This window comes from Bacteroidota bacterium, from assembly GCA_041658205.1.
Classification (GTDB): Bacteria; Bacteroidota; Ignavibacteria; order UBA10030; family UBA8401; genus UBA8401.
Genome location: JBBAAO010000001.1, coordinates 2,499,447 through 2,521,719, shown reverse-complemented (window position 1 = coordinate 2,521,719; position 22,273 = coordinate 2,499,447). Strand labels below are relative to the sequence as shown.

At 42.0% G+C, this 22,273-nt stretch carries 17 protein-coding genes; 4 read left to right on the top strand and 13 right to left on the bottom strand.

From position 1 onward, the window contains the following. Window positions 1–122 precede the first annotated feature (122 nt). The 9 genes from hutH to WDA22_10335 all read right to left on the bottom strand — a co-directional run bounded on the left by hutH (window position 123) and on the right by WDA22_10335 (window position 11,369). Window positions 123–1,661 (bottom strand): histidine ammonia-lyase, encoded by a 1,539-nt coding sequence (gene hutH / locus WDA22_10375; GenBank protein MFA5833868.1) that lies wholly within the window; start codon window positions 1,659–1,661, stop codon window positions 123–125. Window positions 1,662–1,783: 122 nt separating this feature from the next. Further along, a complete protein-coding gene (locus tag WDA22_10370) occupies window positions 1,784–3,547 on the bottom strand; it encodes an N-acetylmuramoyl-L-alanine amidase (GenBank protein ID MFA5833867.1) in 1,764 nt (587 codons plus the stop codon). 136 nt (window positions 3,548–3,683) lie between these two features. Beyond that, entirely contained in the window at window positions 3,684–4,556 is an 873-nt protein-coding gene (gene hisG, locus WDA22_10365) for an ATP phosphoribosyltransferase (GenBank protein MFA5833866.1), read from the bottom strand. Between the two features lie 54 nt (window positions 4,557–4,610). After that, window positions 4,611–5,267, bottom strand: a complete 657-nt coding sequence (locus WDA22_10360; protein MFA5833865.1) for a dolichol kinase — start codon at window positions 5,265–5,267, stop codon at window positions 4,611–4,613. 3 nt (window positions 5,268–5,270) lie between these two features. Further along, window positions 5,271–7,403, bottom strand: a complete 2,133-nt coding sequence (gene ftsH / locus WDA22_10355) for an ATP-dependent zinc metalloprotease FtsH (protein MFA5833864.1) — start codon at window positions 7,401–7,403, stop codon at window positions 5,271–5,273. A gap of 29 nt (window positions 7,404–7,432) precedes the next feature. After that, a complete protein-coding gene (gene hpt, locus WDA22_10350) occupies window positions 7,433–7,981 on the bottom strand; it encodes a hypoxanthine phosphoribosyltransferase (protein ID MFA5833863.1) in 549 nt (182 codons plus the stop codon). Then, window positions 7,956–9,347 (bottom strand): tRNA lysidine(34) synthetase TilS, encoded by a 1,392-nt coding sequence (gene tilS, locus WDA22_10345; protein MFA5833862.1) that lies wholly within the window; start codon window positions 9,345–9,347, stop codon window positions 7,956–7,958. Before tilS ends, hpt begins: the two co-directional genes overlap by 26 nt. A gap of 258 nt (window positions 9,348–9,605) precedes the next feature. Continuing rightward, a complete protein-coding gene (gene icd / locus WDA22_10340) occupies window positions 9,606–10,895 on the bottom strand; it encodes an NADP-dependent isocitrate dehydrogenase (protein ID MFA5833861.1) in 1,290 nt (429 codons plus the stop codon). 63 nt (window positions 10,896–10,958) lie between these two features. Next, window positions 10,959–11,369 carry an HIT family protein gene (locus tag WDA22_10335; protein MFA5833860.1) on the bottom strand — a complete coding sequence of 137 codons (411 nt, stop codon included), beginning with the start codon at window positions 11,367–11,369 and terminating at the stop codon, window positions 10,959–10,961. Window positions 11,370–11,519: 150 nt separating this feature from the next. On the opposite strand from WDA22_10335, the gene WDA22_10330 reads away from it, so the two are divergent. The 4 genes from WDA22_10330 to WDA22_10315 all read left to right on the top strand — a co-directional run bounded on the left by WDA22_10330 (window position 11,520) and on the right by WDA22_10315 (window position 17,544). Continuing rightward, entirely contained in the window at window positions 11,520–12,917 is a 1,398-nt protein-coding gene (locus WDA22_10330) for a tetratricopeptide repeat protein (GenBank protein ID MFA5833859.1), read from the top strand. 71 nt (window positions 12,918–12,988) lie between these two features. Continuing rightward, the gene (locus WDA22_10325) at window positions 12,989–13,318 is read left to right on the top strand and encodes a DUF3467 domain-containing protein (protein MFA5833858.1); all 330 of its coding nucleotides are present in this window, start codon (window positions 12,989–12,991) and stop codon (window positions 13,316–13,318) included. Between the two features lie 127 nt (window positions 13,319–13,445). Further along, window positions 13,446–16,097, top strand: coding sequence for a hypothetical protein (locus WDA22_10320; protein MFA5833857.1), 2,652 nt, complete (start codon window positions 13,446–13,448; stop codon window positions 16,095–16,097). Window positions 16,098–16,125: 28 nt separating this feature from the next. Next, entirely contained in the window at window positions 16,126–17,544 is a 1,419-nt protein-coding gene (locus WDA22_10315) for a DUF5723 family protein (GenBank protein MFA5833856.1), read from the top strand. Between the two features lie 62 nt (window positions 17,545–17,606). On the opposite strand, the gene rpoN is transcribed toward WDA22_10315, so the two are convergent. The 4 genes from rpoN to glmM all read right to left on the bottom strand — a co-directional run bounded on the left by rpoN (window position 17,607) and on the right by glmM (window position 22,230). Then, complete coding sequence (gene rpoN, locus WDA22_10310) at window positions 17,607–19,052, bottom strand: RNA polymerase factor sigma-54 (GenBank protein ID MFA5833855.1); 1,446 nt, start codon at window positions 19,050–19,052, stop codon at window positions 17,607–17,609. After that, window positions 19,052–19,621, bottom strand: a complete 570-nt coding sequence (locus WDA22_10305; protein MFA5833854.1) for a DUF3109 family protein — start codon at window positions 19,619–19,621, stop codon at window positions 19,052–19,054. Before WDA22_10305 ends, rpoN begins: the two co-directional genes overlap by 1 nt. 127 nt (window positions 19,622–19,748) lie before the next feature. Then, window positions 19,749–20,861 carry a DNA-processing protein DprA gene (gene dprA / locus WDA22_10300; GenBank protein MFA5833853.1) on the bottom strand — a complete coding sequence of 371 codons (1,113 nt, stop codon included), beginning with the start codon at window positions 20,859–20,861 and terminating at the stop codon, window positions 19,749–19,751. A 4-nt stretch (window positions 20,862–20,865) separates the two neighbouring features. Further along, complete coding sequence (gene glmM / locus WDA22_10295; protein MFA5833852.1) at window positions 20,866–22,230, bottom strand: phosphoglucosamine mutase; 1,365 nt, start codon at window positions 22,228–22,230, stop codon at window positions 20,866–20,868. Between the last annotated feature and the right edge of the window lie 43 nt (window positions 22,231–22,273).

The following is a 22,273-nucleotide window of genomic DNA, read 5'->3' as shown; positions in this document are numbered from 1 at the left end:
AATCTGAAGGGTGTAAAGAATGTCGTTCAGGAAACAATCTGCAATAATTACTAAAACAACATTGTTAGTAGAGGCTATCTCAAATGTGTTTTATTCAGACTTGCATTGTCCATGGACGGAATTTATTTTAGTAAACCGATCTTTCGTTCAACAGTTGAAAGTACGGCACCATTTTTCACCAGTCCCAATGCTTTCTGTATATCGTTGTGTAAAATTCGGTCTTCGTTAAGATGGGGGATGTTATTGCGGATTGTTTGATATGCAGCGTTCGTTCCTTTGCCGCATTTGAGTGGTGCATGAAAATCAATTCCTTGTGCGGCAGTCATCATTTCAATGGCAATCACTGTCTGTGCATTTTTTAAGATCCGCCAGCATTTTTGGGCTGCGATTGATCCCATGGAATTGTGATCTTCTTGATTTGCGGAAGTGGGTATTGAATCAACGCTTGCCGGATGTGCAAGCACTTTATTTTCCGATACAAGCGATGCGGCGGTGTACTGTGCAATCATTAATCCGGAATTTAATCCTCCGTTGGTTGTAAGAAAGCGGGGAAGACGACTCAGCGCGCCATTGACCATTCGTTCGATTCGTCGTTCGGAGATGTTGGCAAATTCTGCAATCGCAATTCCAGCAAAATCCATTGCCAGCGCCATCGGTTGTCCGTGAAAATTTCCTCCTTCCAGATGTTGTTTATCATCCGGAAAAATAAGTGGATTATCATTGGCAGAGTTGATTTCGATCTCGACTTTCGAAGCGACGTACTCCAGCGCATCGCGCGAAGCTCCATGGACCTGCGGTGCACATCGTAACGAATAAGCATCCTGTACGCGATCATCGTTGTGTCTGTGCGATTCACGGATCTCACTTTGTTGCAACAGAGTTCGAAGATTTGCAGCAGCGGCAAGTTGTCCTTTATACGGACGGAGTTTGTGAATTCGTTCGTCGAAGGCAGTATCGGTTCCTTTTAATGCTTCAACACTCAATGCGCAAGAGATATCGGCCAGCTTCATCAATTGCAGAGATTCGTGAGTGATGAGGGAAGCATACGCGGTCATCATTTGTGTGCCATTGATGAGTGCAAGACCTTCTTTTGCAGTCAAACGGAGCGGGCGTAATTTATTTTTTGTTAAAAGTGATTTTGCATTTTCTATTTTTCCTGACTTGCTGTTGAATATTTTTCCATGTCCCATCATAGTAAGAACAAGGTGAGCCAATTGTACGAGATCACCACTTGAGCCGACTGATCCTTGCGACGGAACAACCGGAATGAGTCCCGCATTAAAAAAGCGCACGATAAACTCCACTGTTTCAGGTCGTATGCCGGAAAAACCTTTTGCAAGTGCATTGATGCGAAGGACCATCATTGCCCTCACGACTTCATACGGCAGCGGGTCGCCGGCACCGGCGGCGTGACTGACAATAAGATTTCGCTGCAATAGTTCAATCTTATCCAATGGTATGCGTACATTCGCAAATTCACCAAATCCGGTGGTCACACCGTAGATCACTTCATCACTTGCAAGCCATTCTTCAACAAGAGCGCGAGATTTTTGCATCGCTTTTTTTGCAGATGGGGCAAGAGTAATTTTATTTGTGAAATCTGTCGAAGTTGAGTACAGATCAGAGATGGTAAGTGAATTGCCGTTCAAAGTGGTCATCATGTTAATAATTTTCTAATATAATTCCAGTATCAATAACGTTTATCCTGCAAATTATTTTGGCAGTCTGTTTTCCAATCGCACAACCAGATTCCGTTTAAGTGCATAACGAAATAACTCACTTTTCATTTTGCATATATCCTCACAAATTCTTCCAATCCTTCAATAATCTTTGTTGCAATCTGCTTCTGGAAATTTTCATCAATCAGTTTCATTTCATCTTCAGGATTTGAAAGAAAAGCAGTTTCAACAAGGACGTTTGGAAATTGTGTTGGTCCGCTGAGTGAAAAATTGAAATTTCCTGTAACACCCCATTCTGTAAGACCAAGTGTCAACATTTTTTTATACATAATATCGGAAAGAGATTTGTATCCGGGATAACGATAATAGGTGCTTGTTCCTTTTATCTGTTCAGGATCGCTACTCTCACCAATGGAGTTGCAATGAACGCTCACGAAGAGATGGACTCCGCCATTGATTACTTTATCTGCTCGGTCTGTCATGGTCACATTATCATCAGTTTCCCGCGTCATAATAGTGTTGATACCTTTAGCCTGCAATTGTGTATTCAGTTCCTTGGCAATTGCCAGTGTAACGTTCTTTTCAATTGCTCCGGTTGCGCCTTTCGCTCCTTCGCTTCCGATTCCATGTCCGGCATCAATTGCGACGGTCAGTTTTAACAACGGTCTAATGGAATCCGCAACAACCGGAGGACGTCGCACACGAATTCGCATGGAACTCCCTTCGTACGATATGTCGTACCCCCAATGCTGTTTATGCTTTAATAGAATCGTTAATTGAAATTGTTCTGCACCGATCTGAGTGCTTTTTACTTGTTGAATTCCAATTGCGGAAAGCTGATGTGTAATCCAATTTGTATTCGATGTTGCACCGAATATATTGACTACAATTGCCATTGGATCTGTTACTTGTTCGCTGGTATACGGAACTTTTTGTCCAAGACCCACGCGAACGACATCCTCGAAATCATTTCCATTAATGGAGATGGAGCCAGTAAGTGTTGAGGGGAGAGGTGTATTCATCGGAAGAAGTTGCGCGTACTCCTGCGGAAGCCAAGCTTCCATTCCATCGGATAACTTTACACGATATTGAGCACCAACTTTTCCCGTGATAAGTATACGAACTCCTTCAACAAGAAAACCTAATTTAGCGCCTCCCAAACGGTCCGTGCCAAGTCCTGCATTGAGAAAAGGTCGTTTGCCGGTTAATTCGGCAACACGAGGAAGGGAATCCTGAATAATGGAAATTTTTCCTTTTGCAATTGCCTTTTCACTGCTAAAAAAATTTCGTCTCATACGGACTTCAACCAAAGCGTCCACACAGTTGTCATTCGGCAGGACTTTGTATTGACCAATATAACTTCCTGTTCCCGCACCGTTTTTTGCCGTTATTTCGCGCATGGGAATTCCAGATTCCACTCCATCAATTGAGAATTCTGGCTGCTGCCCGGGAGTTCCTCTCATTCGAATTTCAACAATATCACCAGCGGTCAGCCACATGTCTTCTTGGGGAGATGAGACGTTGTCGATATAGATTTCCCCGTCTGGATATTTTTTTAAAACCGGTTTCAGAAAAAGAATATCCTTGTATAACGAATCACCCTTTTCATTGAATACGGCAATGTGTAACTGCGTAGTGTCGGAAGCGATAAAATGCATTCCAACAAATGCACCGCTGGCATACACTTTTGCTTCTTTGTAATTGATGAATGCTCTCGAAGTAATGTTCGTTGAGGCGGCAATCCGATGTCGTGATGCACTATAGACAACTGTGTCCTTTTCAGGAAGTACGACGCGAAGAAAGAGGGAATCATTAGTCTGCGAAAGAAGAGGTAATGCGAGTAGGATCAGAATTGAAATTGATTTCAAAATGTGTCTCCAAATGTTAACCCGGTACAAGTGACACAAATGTAGAAAGAGATGGGGCGAGATTCAAGAAAGGAATTGCATGTGACATTTTCTAAACAGCTCACAGGTCTTTAAGAACTGTGAGCTGTTTCTGATATTAGTAAATCACTTTATTCAGTGGGTATTCGATGATCCCTTCAGCACCGGCACGTTTCAACTGCGGTATGATTGCGCGGACAACTTTTTCTTCAAGGATAGTTTCGATCGCAACCCAGTCTGAATCCGAAAGTTGAGAAATAGTTGGTTTGCGAAGTGCAGGAATAAGAGCGACAATTTTTTCCAGGTCGACCTTTTTTAGATTCATCTTTAATCCCACGCGCGAACCCGCATTGATGGCTCCTTGTAATAACATTGCGAGGTTCTCAATCTTTTCTCGTTTCCACGGATCATTCCAACTGGTTTTATTGGCAATCAGTTTAGTATTGGATTCGAGGACAACATCGACAATGCGGAGTTTATTGGCGCGCAGTGAACTGCCGGTCTCCGTCACCTCAACGATGGCATCAACAAGATCCGGAGTTTTTACTTCTGTAGCTCCCCAAGAAAACTCCACAGCAGCTTTTACACCATGTTTCTGCAGATAGGCTTTTGTGATGCCTACAACTTCCGTTGCAATCCGTTTTCCTTCAAGATCTTTAACTGTTCTTACGGAAGAGTCTTCGTGGACAGCAAGAACCCACTTTACTTTTCTCATCGACTGCTTAGAATAGATAAGATCGCAGACACTGACAATATCTACGCCATTTTCAATGATCCAATCGTGACCTGTTAGTCCCGCATCGAACACGCCGTCTTCTACATACCGTGGAATTTCCTGTGCGCGAATGAGCATTCCTTCCAGTTCTTCATCATCAACAGAAGGGAAGTAAGAGCGTGACGAAACAGAAAAATTGAATCCAGCTTTTGATAACAGTTGAAGTGTGGATTCCTGAAGACTTCCTTTTGGCAAGCCAAATTTGAGTTTACTCATAACAATCTTGAGATAAAGTTACCCTCATAGTGCAGCGGGATAACCAATGTGTGTTTAATGAAAAGTTATTGTGAACAGATTAACTGATGGGTATAATATAAAATATAATCCCCACATAATCGCTCCCACGGAGAGTGGAATCGAGAGATTGTCGTCTATTTTCCAAGCTCCTGCTTCTACAACAGTTCCGACCAACGCAGCAATTGCTCCGATAAGATATTCGGTGCTTGAATATTCGACTTTGGGGGTAAAATAAATAACGAGCAGAGCAAAGACAAAAAACGCTGTGCTTCCCTCAACACTTTTTTTCAAAAATTTTTTCTTCCCGAACCGCCGTCCAAATAATGCAGCGACAGAGTCGGAGATAATAAGAATGGGAAATGCGGTCAATACAATCAATTTTGGGAATACGACTACGCAGATTGTTGCGGCAATTAATACGTTGGTTGCACCGTTCAATCGTTTTGAAGTGTGGTCCTGTTCATGTTTGCGTAACATAAATCGGAACACCATATAAAAGAGATCGGCAGTCGGTTTGTGGTAATACCGCAAAAGGTCAACAACTAAAAAACCAAACGTGACCGGCACCAGAATCTGCAGTGCTAGGTCACGTTCGATAAAATAATAGATGATCGGTATACTGAGTGAACAGAAATGAATCGCTTTCCGAGCAATCTCCGCTTTATAATCAATATTCGCAGCGTTAATCATACATTACGATTTACGTGCACGGGAGCGAGGTTTTGGTTTACTTTCACTTTTTCCGTTCGAATCTGTTTGAGCTGCAACAACAACGGCTTGTTCAATCACCGGGACCGGAATTGATGGAACATCTGCCACAGGAGCGCCATTGCCATTCTTTACGATAGCGGGAAGTTGTTCGCCGCGTAAAACTTTATCAATTTCCTCACTGTCCAGAATTTCTCGTTCCAACAACACATTGGACAACGCATGAAGTTTATCAATGTTCGTGGAAAGGATATCACTGGCACGTTTTTCACCCGTAGAGATAATTTTTTTCACCTCTTCATCAATCATTCTTCCGGTCTCTTCGCTGAAGTTGTGATGTTTTGTCACTTCACGGCCGAGGAAGAGTTCTTCTTCTTTTGCTCCGTATGCCTGCGGTCCCATTTTTTCGCTCATACCCCATTCGCAGACCATTTTGCGCGCAAGATTGCTGGCGCGTTCAATATCATTGCCTGCGCCGGTTGTATATTCATTGAACACAATTTTTTCAGCCATTCGTCCGCCGAACAACATCGCAATCAGTGACTCTAAATACCGTTTTGAGTACGTGTGTTTCTCGTCAATTGGAAGCGATGTTGTTACACCGAGTGCGCGTCCGCGCGGGATGATTGTTACTTTGTGGATCGGATCCGATTCCGGAATAAATTTAGCTACCAGTACATGTCCCGCTTCATGGTATGCCGTAATCTTTTTTTCTTTATCCGAAATGAGCATCGATTTTCGTTCCGTTCCCATCATCACTTTATCTTTCGCCTCTTCAAAATCGTGCATAGTCACTTCTTTTTGATTTTTGCGCGCAGCAAGAAGTGCCGCTTCGTTTACAAGATTGGCAAGATCAGCGCCCGAAAGTCCGGGTGTACCTTTTGCCAATATTTCCAATTTAATGTCCAATGCCAACGGAATATTTTTCGTGTGCACTTTTAAGATTCCCTCACGTCCGCGTACATCCGGACGATCGACGACAACCTGACGGTCAAAACGACCCGGGCGCATTAATGCAGGATCCAGCACATCCGGACGATTAGTTGCAGCGATCAGTATAACTCCGTTGTTTTGTTCAAAGCCGTCCATCTCAACAAGCAATTGGTTCAAAGTCTGTTCGCGTTCATCATGTCCGCCGCCGAGACCTGCACCGCGATGACGTCCAACAGCATCGATTTCATCGATAAAGATAATGCACGGCGCGTTTTTCTTTCCTTGATCGAACAAATCTCTTACACGGCTAGCTCCGACACCAACGAACATTTCTACAAAGTCCGCTCCGCTGATAGAGAAGAATGGAACCCCTGCTTCGCCGGCAACCGCGCGAGCTAATAATGTTTTTCCAGTGCCGGGAGGGCCAAGCAATAACACGCCGCGTGGAATTTTCCCGCCGAGTTTTTGAAACTTTGCCGGATCGCGTAAGAATTCAATCACTTCCTGCAATTCTGTTTTTGCCTCGTCGCAACCGGCAACATCGGCAAACGTGATTCTGATCTGTCCTTCATTCAACATTTTCGCTCGGCTTTTGCCAAACGAGAAAATACCTTTTGTGCCTCCGCCCTGCATTCTGCGGAAGATGAAAATCCAGATACCAATAATGATGATCCACGGAAGGGCAGTGATCAGCATATTCGTCCAGATCCCGTCATCTTTCGAAATATTGAATGCAACGTTATGGGTATTCCATTGTGCGATCACTGCGTCATCGATATTCGTATAGGGAAGAGTGAGGGTGAATTTTTCCACTTTCACTCGTTTTCCGGTTGAGAGGGTAATCTCTTGCGGTTCACGCATGATACCATGAAAATCAAAATCATTCAGATTTGATTTTTTTACAGTCGCTTTGGCGATCTGGTTATTGTTCAATAACTCCTGATACTGCGTGAATGTTATTTCATATTCAGTTGCTTCAGCACCTTTGAAAATAGTCATCACAACAAAGACAGCCATAATAATCGCTGACCAACTCAACACAACGCGAAAGGCTTTGCCCCAGTTGAATTCGTCGTCGTTTCGATTCGACATTTTTGGCTTCTTCAGTTTAGGAAGAAACTGACGCTTCTCATGTTGTTTATCACCCTGTTTTTGGTGTTGTTCGTTCTTTTTTTCTTCTGACATCGTAGTATATTCTCCAGACTAAGTTATTTCTATTTCTCAACAATTTTATAGACTGCGGGGATGTTCCGACCTTTTTGGGCGTAATCCAATCCATAACCGACCACAAAATCATTCGGGATTTTGAATCCGATATATTCTATCGGGAAGTCGATCTTAACCGCTTTTGTTTTGTATAACAATGCAACAACGGAAAACGATTTTGGGTTCTGTGCAAGGAGCATTCTTTTAATAAAATCGATTGAAAGACCCGAATCGATGATATCTTCAACAATAACAATATCTCTTCCCATCACCTGGCAATTCAAATCTTTCAATAAGTGAACATTCCCGGAAGAGACTTTTGCGTCGCCGTAACTGGAAAGTTTCAGAAAATCCACTTCGCATTCAATGGTGATCTGGCGGATAAGATCAGAAAAGAATACGAATGAGCCGTTCAACACACCGATGAAAATAGGAGTGCGTCCTTTATAATCCCTGCTTAATTTTTTTCCAAGCAGCTTGATTCGCGCCTGTATCTTTTTTTCATCAATGTATGGTTCAAATTTTTCGTTGTTAACGGTGATTGTTTTTTTTGCCATTGAGTTTCATCGCCAGTTGATATGTTGATGTTGTAGAATCGGTTAATTTGTAGCGCTCATCTAATCGTTTCCCAGCCACCCAGATGATATTGTTCTCGCTGATGACAAGCGGAACGTTCATCTTTTCTTCTCCAGATAATTTTTGTTCACCAAAAAAGTCGCTTACTTTCTTTCGTCCGTTCAATCCAAGAGGGAAAAAAACATCGCCGCTTTTCCATGATCGGATGGTTATAGGAAATTTCACTTTTTCCGCATCAACATACTCTATAGACGAATCGAGACGTTTTTTATTGTCAGGAAGTGCAGACTTTTTTACAGAGAGTGTAAATTTTGCCGTGGAAATTCTTCCCACACTGTCTAACCTGTATTCGAAAGCTGCAGTAGTGTTATTCTTCCGCACAATGATGCTTTGTGAAAGACGCTCTGCAATCCAATCGTTTTGTATTTCGACGATTGTCCCTTTTTGTTGTTCCATCAATTCTATAACAGAATTGATATTGCTGAATGTAGCATCAACCATCAATGTTTTCAACAAGCGGCGAATAACCGACTGTTGGATGAATTGATGATGCACCGAGATTTTTTTGATATCTATTTCCGTAGAGGAAACGACTTCTTTAAAAATCTTTTTTGTCTCTTGATTCGTAAAATCTGCAGCAGCCCGGAAGAGTTCCGACTCATGAAACAGTGTCTCATTCAGCGAAGGATTGATCCTTTTCTTCAATACTGGAATGATCTTATTTCGCAGAAAGTTACGAGTATAATCATCTTCTGCATTAGTAGAATCATTTCTGAATGCGATCTTTTTCTCTTTTGCGTATCGTAAAATCTCGTTACGGTTTACACACAACAACGGTCGAACAATCGCATCACGTCGAGGTGGAATACCGGCTAAACCGTCTATTCCACTTCCTCTCAATAGATTCATGAGCATCGTTTCGGCATTGTCATCTTTATGATGTGCCGTAACTATCACGTTTGCATTTACAGTGTGTTTCAAACTCTCAAAGAACGAATATCGAATTTCTCGTGCAGTTTCTTGTAACGATAATTTTTTTTTGGCGGCAATCTTCTTGGTTTCACTTCTCTTATTATAGAAGGGGAGTCCGTAGTGATTTGCCGTTTTCTTTACGAATTGTTCGTCATCGTGTGATGCTTTTCCTCGCAGCTGATAGTTGACATGGGCAACGACGATGTTCAATTTCAGAGTCTCTTGCAGGGTTACAAGCAAATCCAGCATCACCATTGAATCCACGCCGCCACTAACCGCCGCTATCACCGTTTCACTCGAATGGAGCAATCTTTTTTTCTTCACATACTGCTGAACGGTTCGGATGAGCTGTTGGTATGTCAATTTCTGCTTCATTCGCTCGTTCGTTTCCGGTCTGATTATCCTTCCATACAGCAGATAATGAAAATTTGTCACTCATTACTGCGAATAAACATAATTTACCGAAAAGTTGCTGATTCTCCAAGTTATTCTTGAATTGTTACCCATTCGAACAGCAAAATCGAATAAAATGGAAATGAATGTTCACTAAAATCAAAAACCCGTCTCAATATTCATTAAGACGGGTTTTTATGATAACGGATTATTACGATCTCTGAAATGACAATGGATAATTTACATGTGTGAAATTAATGCATCGCCGAATGCTGAACACTTAATTTCCTTTGCGCCTTCCATCTGGCGGGCAAAATCATATGTGACAGATTTTGCGCCGATCGCACCATTCATTCCTTTTACAATCAGGTCTGCCGCTTCGGTCCAGCCCATGTATCGAAACATCATTTCGCCGCTCAGCACAACAGAACCGGGATTCACTTTATCCTGATTTGCATATTTAGGTGCGGTGCCGTGTGTTGCTTCAAATATAGCGTGACCAGTGATGTAATTGATATTTCCGCCGGGAGCAATTCCAATTCCACCAACCTGTGCTGCGAGTGCGTCGGAAAGATAATCGCCATTTAAATTTAATGTTGCGATCACATCAAATTCTTCGGGACGGGTGAGTACTTGCTGTAACGTAATATCGGCGATTGCATCTTTAATGACGATTCCTGCACCTGGTTTTCCTTCCGGAATTTTGCACCACGGTCCACCGTCGATCTCTACTGCTCCGAAAAATTCTTTCGCTGCCTGGTAACCCCATTCCCTAAATCCCCCTTCGGTGTATTTCATGATATTTCCTTTGTGAACAATTGTCACGCTCTTGCGATTGTTCTTGATTGCATAGCTAATGGCACTATGGATCAATCTCACTGTCCCTGAATAACTGACAGCTTTAATGCCAACACCAACATTCACATCGCTCGGAAAATCTTTTGCGCCGACCAATTTCCAAAATTCTTCTGCCTTTTGTTTTGTACTGAATCGGATCTTTTCAAAACTTTTTGGGAATTCCTTTTGCAGAAAGTCGAGAATTTTTTGTGCATCCGGTGAGCCGCCCGCAAATTCAATTCCAGCATAGATATCTTCTGTATTTTCCCGAAAAATTACCATATCCACTTTTTCAGGATGTTTTACCGGTGACGGGACTCCTTTGAACCACATCACAGGACGCAAACAGACATACAGATCTAGCATTTGACGAAGTGCAACATTTAGAGAACGAATCCCGCCGCCGATTGGTGTTGTTAAGGGTCCTTTGATGCCGACAAGATATTCTTTGAATGCATCGATTGTTTCGTCCGGAAGCCAATTATTCACTTTGTCGAATGCTTTTTGTCCGGCAAGAACTTCTTTCCATTCAATTTTGCGTTTTCCACTGTATGCTTTTGCCACTGCCGCATCAAATACTCGCACCGATGATCGCCAAATGTCTGGACCAGTGCCATCTCCTTCAATAAATGGAATGATCGGATTATTCGGAACGGTCAATTTGCCATTGTGGATAGATATTTTTTCTGCCATTGTCTTTGTTCCTTCGTTTAAAAATTGGATCCAATATTCAAGTTGGATTCCAATGAATGATAGTTAATCAATATTCGCGCGAATTTTATCCGCCACTTCTTTCATCTGTCCTTCGGTATACTTCTTCAAGTTTAGATTAAAGGAGATATTGTCGTTGGAATAGCGCGGTGTTACGTGAATGTGAAAATGAAATACGGATTGTCCGGCAACTTCGCCGTTGTTGGCAAAAAAATTGAATCCTTCTAGATTGAATGTTTTTACCAATGATTTTGCAACTTTTTGCGTCACAATCATTAATTCGCCCAGTTCCACTTCAGGAACTTCCAAAAAATTCCTATACTCTTTTTTGGGAATAATCAGAGCATGCCCATAGTGGATCGGCATAATATCTATTATAGAGATAACGTTATCCGTTTCGTAAAGAATTTCGGAGGGAATTTCGCGATTGATGATCTTCGTAAAGATTGTACTCATATCAGATGCGGGATGTTGTCGGTAAGAACATATTCAAAATTTCTTCAGTAAGAAAGTAGAAAAAGAAGTGGAGAATTTAAAGGGAAAAATCTCTATATTTCGCCAACAAAAAATCGTAAAAAAAACCACCAAATATCAACTGAGGTATACATGAAAAAAATTATTGTCTATGGTATGCTTGTCATCAGCGCGGCATCGCTTGCATTAATGGGCTTTCAATGCTCATCTGCCGAAATGACAAGTGCGAAACTGTACATTCAACGAAAAGAATTTTCAAATGCTGAAGCACAATTATTGAAGGAAGTTGCAAAGAATCCGAAAAATGAAGAAGCATGGTTTATGATTGGTCAGATCCGAATGGAACTGAAAAACTACAAAGGAATGAAGGATGCATTTGTTGAAGCATCCAAAGTGGGATCAAAGTTTAAGAAAGATATTGAAACACAGACACTTGGGACATGGGCACGTTTGTTCAATCAAGGCGTTGAAGAATTAAATAAAGCACAAGATTCGACAGGATTCGATTTAGCGATCGCAACATATTCCTTGGCAAATTACGTGATGCCGGAAAGTCTTACCAATCAACAGAATTTAGGTCTGGCGTATTATCGAAAAGGTGATTTCGAAAGTGCCATTCAACCATTGACTATCTCCGCAGAAAAAGGAAAATCGCTTTTTGCAATCAAAGTATTGAGTAATATCTTTTTAGTTCGTGCCAATGAATTTAAATCGAAGTTTGTTGAACAAAATCGTGTTGCCATTGAAGAATTAAAAAACCTCGGTCAAGTTCGTGAAAAAGTAAAAGCTGCCGATGTAAAATATTATCTTGGTGAACCAAACGATATCAGCAAAGAGACAAAAGGAAAAGGGAAGCAGGCAGTTGTTGTAAAAGAAATCTGGAAGTATACTAAATATAACCTTGATGTGACGATTGAGGATGAGCTTGTGAGCGTAGTTAACTTCTCAACACCGTATAAGGGAAACATCGATTCGTCAAATCATTATCTTTCCGTGGCAGAATATGCGAAAGCCATCGTCGTTCTGAAAAACGGCGCTGTATTGTATCCGGAAGAACCGGAGATTTCCGAAAATCTCATGAATGCATATATTGGTGCTGAACGAAACGAAGAAGCACGCGAATTGTTGGTTGATCGTGTAAAACGATATCCGAACAGCAAATTCGATCGTTATAACTACGGAGTATTCCTCTTAAAAGACAATAAGTATGAAGAATCGGTGAATGAATTTAAAGCGGTTCTTGAGATTGATCCTGCGTTTAGTTCTGCCGTCTATAACCTTGCAGCAACGTATGTGAACTGGGGAGTTGCAGAGCAAGAACGATTGAAAAAAGAAAAGAAGGACGACGATAAGTCGTACCAGGAGAAATACAAATTCGCCATTCCATATTTGGAAAAGGTTATTGTGGATAAACCGACCGATATTCAGATCTGGGAATTGTTAGGCCAGGTATATGCCAATCTTGGTGAAGTTGATAAAGCGAATAGTGCATACAAAAAAGCAGATGAAATCCGTTCTGGTAAAAACTAATCTATAGAAGTATCTCCCGAAGCTGTTGTGATCAACTTCAGCTTCGGGATTGTTATTTAATTCGGAGTATTATGAGCAACCAACCACAACCGCCGTCGCAACAGATCAATATCGAATTAGGGGAAAAGGAAGCCGAAGGAATTTACTCCAACCTTGCAATCATCACGCATTCCCCGGCAGAATTTGTTATTGATTTTACACGGATCCTTCCAGGAGTTCCGAAAGCGCGCGTACAAGCACGCTTGATTATGACTCCGCAACATACTAAGTTATTGATGAGTGCCATTCGCGACAACATTCAAAAATACGAAGAAAAATTTGGGGAAATAAAGATTCACGGGGAAGAAGCAACAAATCCATTCGGTTTTCAAATTCCTCCTAAAGAGGAAAAAGTGCATTGACAATGTGAGCGCAGCCACATCGCGTTTATTCAATTCTTTACAATTTCTAAAATAACAAATAGTCTGTTCGTCAGAATTTTTGACGAAGGGATTATCATTTACTAAATAATACAATAGGGGAAAGTTCATGAAAATTTCTACGTTCCGAATCCGAAAACGATTAGCGAATGTGTTTTTCATTCTTCTTACCACGCTTCCATTCTCATACCATTGCATCAAAGTGCCATCGCAACCGGTCATTCCTCAATGGGAAACACAATTGAGTCTTACGCTTGTTAATAAGACGTTTTATTTTAACGACTTGGTGAATAAGGATCCGAAGTTTGACACCACGACCGGTATCGTTCTGTACAGACCGACAGAAAATGCCACCGGTACGAGAAAAGGAATTCCAAAAAGCGTATTCAATATGCCTTCACCAAAAGGTAATACCATAGCGCAGGAAATTGGTGTAGTTCCGGTTGATGTCGGTGCGCCGCCAACATTTAATTTAACGGCTACGGATTTGGGAATTAATTCCTCTAATCTTAATCCGACGTTCGCCCCACAAACAGTAACATTAACGGCATCACAATTGGGTATGCCTGTCGGTACACTCCCTGCAGATATTCCATCAATACCTATTAACCAAATTTTTGGAGACACAGTAAAGTTTTCCTATTTGGTGTTTGCAAACGGAACGATGAGTCTTACGATCAAGAATAACTTTCCGTTTGGCATCCAATTCGCCAGTAATCAACTTCGCTTGGTGAATTTTAATAAGGCAGCAGATTCAACAGAAGAAGTAGCGATCTTTACATTCACAGGAGTGATTAATACTAACGATAGTGCTACGTCGGCACCCGCACCATTATCGGGGAAGAAAATGGATGGGATTTTGAAATTGAAGGGGACAATGGCAACGTCGGGTGCAACTGGTAAAACGTTGACGGCAAGTCACAATTTGTCGGCTATTGTTTCAATTAACAACGCACAAATTCAATCCATGGTGCCGGATCCTGCTCCGCCGACTTCTATAGATCAGATCTTTGGCGACTCAACTGATTTTAAATATATTGTGTATGACAAAGGTCAAATGCAGTTGGAGATTAACAACAGTTTTCCATTTGATATTAAATTTACAGGAGACTCACTTCAACTAGTCAATAGAAACGATACAACCCAGGTGGTTGGGAAATTTTTATTTACAGGATCGATTGCGGCAAACACTACGGGCAAATCAGACATCATTCAGTTGGCAACAAAGAGAATGGATGCGATTTTGAAGTTGAAGGGAACCGTCAATATCAGCAATTATTTTGGGAAGACGATTACTGCGTCTAATAAACTTGTTTCAACATTAAATCTTTCCAACGCCTATCTTCAATCTGCATTAGTCAATACGATCAATTTTAATCCCACAAGCGTACTTGCCGTTCCGGATTCTGCTATCCGGCTTGATCAAAAAATTAAAATAAAACTAGCCAGGTTTGAAAGTGGCGGTATGAAAGTGCGCATTGTTAACCAAGCCGGACTGAAATTGAGTGTGAAGTTTGGTATCTCGGAGTTGACAGATAATTTGACCGGAGGGCAAGAATACAGACTGCCGGGTACAAATACTGCGACAGGAATTGTCGAGGTGCAGCCGAAAGATTCTCTGGTCACTACTATCCAAATGAATAATGTAGCATTCGTTTCGCGTGACCGATTAGCCAACGATACGCTCGTTACTCAGTTCCTTCATTTCAGTTTGGAAATTAAAACACTGAAAGCAAGCACTGGTTACGTTACCATTAATAAGTCTGATCAGGTTATTGCCGATGTGCAGCCGGTAGGTGCGTTTGTGTTGACGGAAGTTCAGGGAAAAATACCTCCGGATACCATCGCGGTGAATCAGCCATTCAGCGTTGGTATTGGTGATATTGCGAATAATCTCACGTTGGAAGGGATCAACAGTGCCATAAAACTTTCGACAAAGATTCTAAGCACCGGATTGTTCCCGACGGATGTGAATCTGTATGTAGTTCCTTTAAATAAAAACGGTGTAAAGGGAGATTCGGTTCAGATTACAAAACGGATTAATCCGGGAGATCCATCCGATATTCCAATCGATAGTTCGAAAGTGAACAAGTTGATGAACACATTCCTTCCGGGCGAATTACCGTCGCAATTTATTGTGAGAGGAAATGTCATTGTAAGTCCGCTGGATATCTATAATGATAATTCCACTGCGAAAGCGGGTGTCGGTAAAGTGTTGCAAACAGACAGTGTGTTTGTGAATTTGGATTATGCCATACCGGTTGCAATCGGTATTAAGAACGGTGTGTTGAAGAATCCGCCGACGGCATTTTCTCAGACCGTAGATACGGCGCAGGTAAACCTCATTAAAAACGGAAAAATTTATCTCGACTTTAATAACACCTTCCCGCTTGATGTGGAAATGAGTTTGAAATTATTAAAAGGCATTACCGTCGGAGATACTTCGAAAGCAGATACCATCTCCGCACCGGTGTTGACCATTCCACAGGTTGCTTCTGATACAGTAAATTATCCTCCGCTTCGTGTCGCTGCCGATACTACAGTTGCCAGGACTGGCCAGCGATCGTTCACATTCTTGAATTTGACACCGGAAGACGCGAAGAAATTGAGCAGTGCTTCTTTCAGCGCTGTTGAATTAAAAATGAAAACTGCAGGGAATGGCACAACAGCAAAACAATTTAATCTAACCGATAAACTGGTGATGTCTGTCAGGGCGAATATGACGTTCCTGTTCAGCCAAGACCGTTTAGGCAAAAAATAACCACATCATACAGAAAGGATAATGGACAATGAAAACGTTTGAAAAAAGAAATTTCGTTGCAGCATGCATGATCCTTCTTGCACTTGATGTGGTGATGACAACCACAACATTTGCCGGAGGAGATAAATATTCACCTCGTCTTGTTGGAATGGGACGAGCATTTACAGCATTTTCACGGGGACTTGACGCCGTCGGAGTTAATCCTGCGAATCTTGCCTTGAATGACAGAGATGCGACAGTAACAATCAACCTTGTACCGCTTGGTTTCTCTATAGGTAGCGACTTGATTAATCTGGGAATTTATAACGATTACTTCACCGGAGTTGATGTTCCCGGAAATCCGGATCGGCAGCCAAGAATGTTAACAGAAGCAGATAAAGATAAAATTCTTGAATTGTTCCCATCCGGTATTGCACGGACACAAACAAGAATTGAAACTTCTTTGATTGGTTTTTCATTGCAGATTGGTAATTTCGGATTTGCCATTGCACCGTCAATTCAAACAGCCATCAATCTGGATCTTGATAAGGCATATTTGGAATTTCCACTTCGCGGTTATGGAGCCGGTCAATCGTACAATTTTGACGGCACCGCTGTCAACGGACAATCTGTTGCTGAAATGAATTTTTCGGCAGCTTATATGTTGCCAGTTGAATTCCCGATGGTGACAGAGATAGCTATTGGTGTTGGTGTAAAATATTTAATAGGACTCGCATTCATTGCAACAGATCACTACAATGGTTCCATTACCCCTGTCACGGAAGTACAGCCTGATGGCTCCGTTGTGAATAAAGAAACAATCGCAAAGTTCGACTTCCTTCAATGGGTAGCGCAAGTGGATCCGAATGATCCGGCTCCGGTTGGTACCGGTCTCGGACTTGATTTTGGAATTTCCATGAGACTGTTAGATAATATCCAATTTGCAGCAAGTATCACAGACATCGGCAGTATTACATGGGATAAAAATACAAAAGCGATCATTGGTAATGCTTCATTGAACTTAGGTGCTGTAGGTGACAAAGAGAACCAGCAAAAATTGACAGATGCATTCAAAGGAAAAACGGTTGATACGACCGGATTTACATTTGATCTTCCAACAGCGGTGAACGTTGGTGCGGCAATTCAAATGGATGAGATGATCGAAGCATTTCCGTTCCGCTGGCTTGTTGCTGTGGACGGACATTTTGGTTTGAATGAGATTGGTGGTAACACGAAATTACCGCAATTCTCTGTGGGAACCGAACTCGATCCGCTAGCAGGTTGGTTGCCGCTGAGAACTGGTGTTATTCTCGGAGGCCGCGAACGATTCGCGTGGTCAGCCGGATTTGGTATTCATTTGGCGAATACATTTGATATTGATTTTGCAACGCAGAGTATCGCGATTCTGACCAATCCGGAAACATTCCGCACTGGGTCATTTACGATGGGGATGCGATTAAGGTTTTAATCAAGAAGAAAGTAATTTGAACAGATCCCCGAAGTCTCCAAAAGATTTCGGGGATTGTTATTTTAAATCGAACGTCTAAGGCGTGCAACGGGAATCATCATCGATTCCCGGTATTTTGCAACAGTTCTCCGGGCGATGTTGTATCCTTTTTCTTTGAGGATTGCAGCGATATCTTCGTCGCTGAGCGGTTTGGATTTATCTTCGGCAACAAGAATCTCTTTGATACGTGCTTTCACTTCTTTATTGGAAACATCCTCGCCGCTTTGCGTGCTAATGCCTTCGCTAAAAAAGTATCGAAGTTCGTACACACCAAAATCGGTTTGCACATATTTTCCGTTTACAACACGGCTAATGGTGGAAATATCCATCCGGATTACTTCTGCAATATCTTTATAGATGAGCGGTTTTAATCCCTCGCCCGTTTCAAAAAAGTCTTTTTGCCGATTCACAATCTCGTGCATCACCTTCAACATTGTTTCGCGACGCTGATAGATAGAAGCAATGAACCATTTTGCAGCATCAAATTTAGAGCGAAGAAATTGTTTGGTATCGGCGCCAACTTCTTTATTTCGCTTGGACATCAATTCTTTGTAGTTGCGGTTGATACGAAGGGGAGGAACATTCTTATCATTCAATTGAATGATGAATGTCTCTTCATCTTTGGTCACGATAAAATCCGGAGTGAGATAATTCTGCTGCGCATCGATGGTTCCTTCCCCTGGTTTGGGATTCAGGTGAGAGATGATCTCAAGAATATTTTTTACTTCATCGATGGAGATGTTCAGTACTTCGCCAATTTTTTCATAATGTTTCTTGGTGAATTCATCAAAATGGTCCCGCAGAAGTTTTTTTGCCAGTTCAATCAATCGATGTTCACCTTTGGCAAATTCCAATTGTACCAGCAGGCATTCCTGCAGTGAGCGGGAAGCAATTCCGACCGGTTCCATCCTCTGAATGATGCGCAGGACTTCTTCCACCTGTTGAACAGTAAGGTGCAGTTTGTGACTGAGATTGATATCGTTCACAATTGATTCCAGATCACGCCGTAAGTATCCATCTTCGTCAATATTGCCGATAATCTCTTCGGCAACGTTCATTCCCATATCCGTAACATCGGCTAAATGCAGCTGATCGATTAATTTTTCAGCAAGGGGCGTAGCAGCGGCAATCGGAATCTCTTCTTTCTCTTCGTCATCATTTTGTTGCTGTGTTTCGCGTTTTGGAGCGAATGATTCCTCGTCGCTTAAATAATCTTCAAACGAAAACTCATCTTTCTTCTTTTCTTCCTCTTCCTGTTTTGTTTCTTCTTCCACAGCCGGTGTTACATCGGCAGATTGTTCCACTTCAACTTCTCCATCCACTCCTTCTTCCAGCAGGGGATTGATCTCCAATTCCATTTTGATCATCTGTTCCAGGGCAAGGGTCGGCAATTGGAGCAGTTTCAGATACTGAATCTGCTGTGGGGTGAGTTTCTGAAGTAATTTTTGCTGTTGTGATAAATGAAGCATTATGATCGTTTCGTGTTGAGTGTTTCGTTCAATTGTCTGTTCCAGGATTCTCCAAATACACGTACCAGCGGTGCAGAGACAAATTGGTGGAGCGGAATGTTTTCTTGTTCCCCCTTGTTCAGCGCAGGAGTACACTCACTGAAAAATTCGTAGTGAATTTCTTTTCCGTTTACCTGAGCCTTACCGATGCGTATCGGGAAGAGATGACAGGAGACCGGTTTCTGCCAGGTAATTTTGTTTTCGTAAAATGCGCGTTCGAAAGCACATTTGGCAATATCACCATCATAATATACAAACACGCACGCTTTGCCGTCAACACACTGTGTGGCATAATTCCCCGTTGATCCGTCCACCAAACCGTCGCGTTCAATTATTGCCAAATGTTTTGATGAAAGATATTCTTTAATGATCGGGAATGCATGTTCAATTTCACCGATTTCATTGTCTTGTAGAGGCGCCCCTCTTCCTCCCGGGAATGTGCAACAGGCTCCTTTACACGCGTTAAGATCGCAGGCAAATTTCGTTGTGAGGACGGAATCATCAACATGTATTTCAGCAATGGTAATCATTTTCTATTGATAAGATAAGGATTTTTTGAGGAAGGGGAAAGAAGAACAGGAGAATAGAAGTTATTTTTCTGGTGCAATAGCTTGGAAAAAGTTAAAAATTTCAGTACAGAAATTTTTAGGAAAAGAATTATACTTTTAAAAACATCTTTCCCGCCATTTGGCGTACAATCCCTTTGAATTCAAGACTGAGCAGATTTACCAACACGTCCGAAGAAGAGAGCTGTGTTTGTTCAGAAATGCTGTCGATATGCACCGGTTCATTATTAAGAACATCGATAATTTTCTGCTCGAATGCATTTAATTGCGGTATTTCGGCTTTATGAGGTTTTGATTTGAGGATTGGAGAGAGCGACACTAACAGTTCGTCAATAACATCGTCCACAGACTGAACCAGTTTTGCCTGGCCGTTCTTGATCAATTTATTGGTGCCGTAACTTTTTTTCTCCGAAATATTTCCCGGAATGCAAAAGAGTTCACGATTCTGATCAATTGCGGTCGTTGCCGTGATCATTGCTCCACCGTTTTCGTCCGATTCTATAATAAGTGTCCCGAGCGACATTCCGCTGATGATTCGGTTCCTTCGCGGAAAAAATCCCGGATGTGATTGTGTGCTCATCAGCAATTCGGAGATTACGGCTCCGTTATTCTTTATTTCGATCTGGCTCACGAGTTTTTCATTTTCTTTGGGATAGATCTTATCGATACTTCCACCGAGAACAGCAATTGTTCTTCCGTGTGCTTGAAGCGTACTGCTATGGGCAATTGTATCAATGCCCCGAGCCAAACCGCTGACCACGGTAATCCCTCGATGAGCAAATTCTTTTGCAAAATGTTCAGCGTTTAGTTTGCCGTTTGTTGTGGGATGACGGGTGCCGACGATTGCAATGGAGAAATTATCATTATGATGAAACGCGCCACGCACAAATAATAATACAGGAGGATCGTAGATATTTTTTAAGTGTTCAGGATAATTGTTATCCCACAAGGAAATAATGCTTCCATCGATCTTATTGACAAGGGAAAATTGTTTTTCGACCAGATGTTGATTGAATGGAGTGTGGCGGATAAGCGAAGCGTCTGGTTCTTTCACTCCGTGTGCTTTAATCAGTTTGCGCGGGTCGGAAGCCAGGATCTCTTTTGTATTTCCAAAATGGTTGACAAGATTGATGATTTTTCGATCGCTTATTTTTGGAATCGATTTTAAATGCAGTAAATCCCGAATCTGAATCTCATTTTGCATTCAATTAACCAACGATCTCATTCTGGAAACGATCAACCAGCTGCGATGCCTTTTCTCGTGTTCTAGCTTCGGCAATAATTCGAATGATCGGTTCGGTATTTGATTTTCGCAGATGTACCCACGAAGCAGGAAAGTCGATCTTCAATCCGTCGTCAAAATTCGTTGTTTCGGTTTTGGAATATTTGGAATGCAGTCGTTTCAGTATTTCGTCCGGTTTTAATGAACCGAGCTCAATCTTATTCTTCACAATCTCGTATTGAGGAAGTGATGCTTTCAGTGCAGATGCTTTCCCACCAAAGTTCGCTAGTAATTGCATAAAGAGTCCAATGCCAACAATCGCATCTCTTCCTAAATGAACTTCGGGAAGAATCACACCTCCACTTCCTTCTCCACCGATGACGGAATGGACTGCTTTCATCTTTGATGCAACGTTTATTTCTCCTACTGGTGTCCGGTGAACGGTTGCCCCAAATTCTTTTGCCACATCTTCTACTGCACGAGTAGTGGAAAGATTAACGACGACGTTATGATTTGTTCTTCCCAATTTCTGTTCTGATTCCAAGATAAATTTTGTTGCAGAAACGATTGTGTATTCTTCCACAAATGGTTTTCCTTCTTCCGTGATCAACACCAGTCGGTCAACGTCGGGATCCACTGCAACGCCGAGATCCGCTTTTTCTTGCACCACTCTCGCACATAGGCCGGTGAGATTTTCCGGAATGGGTTCTGGTGTGTGTGAAAATATCCCGCTTACTTCGCAATTCATTTCAATTACTTCGCAGCCAAGTTTTCGCAATAGCTGAGGAGCGATGTTACCCCCTGCAGCATTGACACAATCCACAACTACCTTTAGTTTTCGAGCAGCAATCGATTTTGTATTGATGCTGGGAAGAGAGAGGATAGTATTGATATGTTCATTAATGAAGTTCGGATCTTCCGTTAGCTTACCCTGCTCATCCCATTTTTTGTAAAGGAAGTTACCGCGATCAGCGATTGCCCAAAATTCTTTGTTCTCTTCACCATTTAAAAACATTCCGGAGGAGCCGATGAATTTCAAGCCGTTCCAGATCATTGGGTTGTGACTTGCGGTGATGGAAATTCCGCCGGCAGCGTGAAGTTTTTCAATGGCAAGACCAACAGTCGGTGTGGGACAAATTCCGAGGGATACAACATTGCAGCCCATTTGCAAAAGAGTGGATACAACGATATCCGAAATTGATTTTCCGGTGATTCGCCCGTCTCGTCCGACAATAATTGTTCCGCGATTGCAGTATTCAGCAAACGCTGCGGAATATTTTACCGCTGTTTCGGGTGTCAACGATTCACCAACAACGCCGCGGATACCTGAGATACTTACCATTAACGACATACAACAGTTCCATTCTAAGTGTGAGACAATAATGGTAAGAAAA

Coding starts and splice junctions, on each gene's coding strand:
- hutH (MFA5833868.1), bottom strand. CDS start 1,661: ATGATGACCACTTTGAACGGCAATTCACTTACCATCTCTGATCTGTAC.
- hisG (MFA5833866.1), bottom strand. CDS start 4,556: ATGAGTAAACTCAAATTTGGCTTGCCAAAAGGAAGTCTTCAGGAATCC.
- WDA22_10360 (MFA5833865.1), bottom strand. CDS start 5,267: ATGATTAACGCTGCGAATATTGATTATAAAGCGGAGATTGCTCGGAAA.
- ftsH (MFA5833864.1), bottom strand. CDS start 7,403: ATGTCAGAAGAAAAAAAGAACGAACAACACCAAAAACAGGGTGATAAA.
- hpt (MFA5833863.1), bottom strand. CDS start 7,981: ATGGCAAAAAAAACAATCACCGTTAACAACGAAAAATTTGAACCATAC.
- tilS (MFA5833862.1), bottom strand. CDS start 9,347: ATGAAGCAGAAATTGACATACCAACAGCTCATCCGAACCGTTCAGCAG.
- icd (MFA5833861.1), bottom strand. CDS start 10,895: ATGGCAGAAAAAATATCTATCCACAATGGCAAATTGACCGTTCCGAAT.
- WDA22_10335 (MFA5833860.1), bottom strand. CDS start 11,369: ATGAGTACAATCTTTACGAAGATCATCAATCGCGAAATTCCCTCCGAA.
- WDA22_10330 (MFA5833859.1), top strand. CDS start 11,520: ATGAAAAAAATTATTGTCTATGGTATGCTTGTCATCAGCGCGGCATCG.
- WDA22_10325 (MFA5833858.1), top strand. CDS start 12,989: ATGAGCAACCAACCACAACCGCCGTCGCAACAGATCAATATCGAATTA.
- WDA22_10320 (MFA5833857.1), top strand. CDS start 13,446: ATGAAAATTTCTACGTTCCGAATCCGAAAACGATTAGCGAATGTGTTT.
- WDA22_10315 (MFA5833856.1), top strand. CDS start 16,126: ATGAAAACGTTTGAAAAAAGAAATTTCGTTGCAGCATGCATGATCCTT.
- rpoN (MFA5833855.1), bottom strand. CDS start 19,052: ATGCTTCATTTATCACAACAGCAAAAATTACTTCAGAAACTCACCCCA.
- WDA22_10305 (MFA5833854.1), bottom strand. CDS start 19,621: ATGATTACCATTGCTGAAATACATGTTGATGATTCCGTCCTCACAACG.
- dprA (MFA5833853.1), bottom strand. CDS start 20,861: ATGCAAAATGAGATTCAGATTCGGGATTTACTGCATTTAAAATCGATT.
- glmM (MFA5833852.1), bottom strand. CDS start 22,230: ATGTCGTTAATGGTAAGTATCTCAGGTATCCGCGGCGTTGTTGGTGAA.